Below are 2516 nucleotides of genomic sequence, written 5' to 3'. Positions count from 1 at the left end.
GAGCGAGCTTGCTCGCGATGGCGGCCTTTGAGACAACAACAAACTCAGCCCTGCCCGCCAGCCTCCAGCATGTTCTCCGGCCGGACCCAGGCCTCGAACTCCTCATCGGTGAGGTATCCCAGCTGCAACGCGGCCTCCCGCAGAGTCAGTCCTTCGCTGTAGGCCTTCTTGGCGATTTCCGCCGATTTGTCGTAGCCAATGTGCGGATTCAGCGCCGTCACCAGCATCAAGCCCCGTTCCAGGTGCGCCGCCATCTGCTCGGCATCCGGTTCGAGGCCGGCGATGCAGTGCTGCTGGAAGTTGCTGCAGCCATCGGCCAGCAGGCGGATCGATTGCAGCAGGTTGTGGATGATCACCGGCTTGAACACGTTCAACTGCAAATGCCCCTGGCTGGCGGCAAAACCGATGGCCACGTCGTTGCCCAGCACTTGGCAGGCCAGCATCGACAAAGCCTCGCACTGGGTCGGGTTGACCTTGCCGGGCATGATGGAACTGCCCGGTTCGTTGGCCGGCAGTTTCACTTCGGCAAAACCGGCGCGGGGCCCGGAACCCAGCAGGCGCAGGTCGTTGGCGATTTTCATCAGGGTCACGGCCAGGGTCTTCAACGCGCCGGACAACGTGGTCAGCGGCTCATGGCCCGCCAGCGCAGCGAACTTGTTTGGCGCGGTGACGAAGGGCAAGCCGGACAGAGCCGCCAATTCAGCGGCAATCGCTTCGCCGAAGCCGTGGGGCGAGTTGAGTCCGGTGCCCACCGCCGTGCCGCCCTGGGCCAGTTCGCAGACGGCCGGCAGCGCGGCGCGAATCGCCCGTTCGGCGTAGTCGAGCTGGGCAATGAACGCGGACAGTTCCTGGCCGAAGGTGATCGGCGTGGCGTCCATCATGTGCGTGCGGCCGGTCTTGACCAGTTTCATGTGGCGCGCCGCCAGTTCCGCGAGGCCGCCGGACAGTTCGCTGATGGCCGGCAGCAACTGCTGGTATACGGCCTGGGCGGCGGCGATGTGCATGGCGGTGGGGAAACAGTCGTTGGAGCTCTGGGACCGGTTGACGTGATCGTTGGGGTGCACCGGGCTCTTGCCGCCGCGAGGGTTGCCCGCCAGCTCGTTGGCACGCCCGGCAATCACCTCGTTGACGTTCATGTTGCTCTGGGTCCCGCTGCCGGTCTGCCAGACCACCAGGGGAAACTGGTCGTCATGCTGGCCGGCCAGCACTTCATCGGCGGCCTGTTCGATCAGGCGGGCGATGTCGGCGGGCAGGTCACCGTTGCGGTCATTGACCCGCGCGGCGGCCTTCTTGACCAGTGCCAGGGCGTGCAGCACCGACAGCGGCATGCGTTCATTGCCGATGGCAAAGTTGATCATGGAGCGCTGTGTCTGGGCGCCCCAATAGGCCTCATCCGGGACTTCAACCTGGCCAAGGCTGTCGGTTTCGATACGGCTCATCGGGTCAAACTCCTGTAAGGCTGAATGCGCAGTTTAGGCCCTGGTGGGCGCTACCGGTTCCCTCAATCTAGGAGCGTGCGGTTCGGTCCGTCAATCGGACCCGTCAAGGGTCGGGGTTGAGCCCCGGCGTTTTTTAGGCGCAGAATGGTCGCCCTTGGGGTTTTACCTCGCCTGTTAGATAAGGAAACTCGATGACCCGTCTTCGTGCCATCTGTACCGCAGTTGCTCTGGTGTGTGCCAGCGGCCCTGTCCTCGCCGATACCGCCAGCCACAACGCCAGTGCCGAAGCGTTCCTGACCCTGGCGCACGCCGACAAGCTGGGTACCCCGGTGTACATGCAAGTGCAGCAGATGTTTGCCCAGCGCTTCGAGCAGACCAAGGCTCCGGAATCGAAAAAAGCCACCCTGGAGACTTACCAGGCCAAGGCCAACGCCGCGCTGGACCAGGCCATCGGCTGGAACAAGCTCAAGCCGGACATGGTCAAGCTCTACACCAGCAACTTCAGCGAGTCGGAGCTCAAGGACCTGGTGTCCTTCTATCAGTCTCCCCTGGGCAAGAAAGTCCTGGAAAAAATGCCACAGCTGACCCAGCAGTCGGCGCAACTGACCCAGGCCAAGCTTGAAAGCGCGGTACCGGTGGTCAACAAGCTGCTGTCGGACATGACTGCAGAGCTCGAACCAAAAGCCGCCGCCCCGGCCCCGGCCAAGAAAAAGCCCTAAGCGGAGCCCGGCATGAGCATGCAACAACGCATTGAATCGACCCTCGGGCTCTTGCAGCCCGAGCATTTGCAAGTGCTGGACGAAAGCCATATGCACAGCCGTGGATTGCAAACCCATTTCAAGGCAGTGGTGGTCAGCCGTCAGTTCGAAGGGCTCAATCGGGTCAAGCGTCACCAGAAGGTCTACGGCACGCTGGGCGAGCTGATGGGCGAATTCCACGCGTTGGCGCTGCACACCTACACGCCTGAGGAGTGGGCACAGATCGACGCGGCCCCGGCTTCACCGACCTGTGCCGGGGGCAGCAAGCACTGATTGCCAGTGGTGAGGTCGCTTGTTGTGGCGAGGGGATTTATCCCCG

3 protein-coding genes are annotated in these 2516 nt (G+C 63.0%); 2 read left to right on the top strand and 1 reads right to left on the bottom strand.

Annotated features, from left to right (window positions below; translation table 11 throughout):
• Positions 1-44 precede the first annotated feature (44 nt).
• A complete protein-coding gene (locus tag OC610_RS25470; protein WP_030141034.1) occupies positions 45-1439 on the bottom strand; it encodes a class II fumarate hydratase in 1395 nt (464 codons plus the stop codon).
• A gap of 191 nt (positions 1440-1630) precedes the next feature.
• Between OC610_RS25470 and OC610_RS25465 the strand changes: the two genes are divergently transcribed.
• On the top strand, positions 1631-2158 hold the full coding sequence (locus tag OC610_RS25465) for a DUF2059 domain-containing protein (protein ID WP_181288825.1): 528 nt from the start codon (positions 1631-1633) through the stop codon (positions 2156-2158).
• Positions 2159-2170: 12 nt separating this feature from the next.
• Entirely contained in the window at positions 2171-2470 is a 300-nt protein-coding gene (locus OC610_RS25460) for a BolA family protein (protein WP_041024552.1), read from the top strand.
• The last annotated feature ends 46 nt before the right edge of the window (positions 2471-2516 follow it).

Origin of the sequence: Pseudomonas agronomica (assembly GCF_025917275.1) — a bacterium.
Classification (GTDB): Bacteria; Pseudomonadota; Gammaproteobacteria; order Pseudomonadales; family Pseudomonadaceae; genus Aquipseudomonas; species Aquipseudomonas agronomica.
This window is presented reverse-complemented; position numbering and strand designations above follow the sequence as displayed.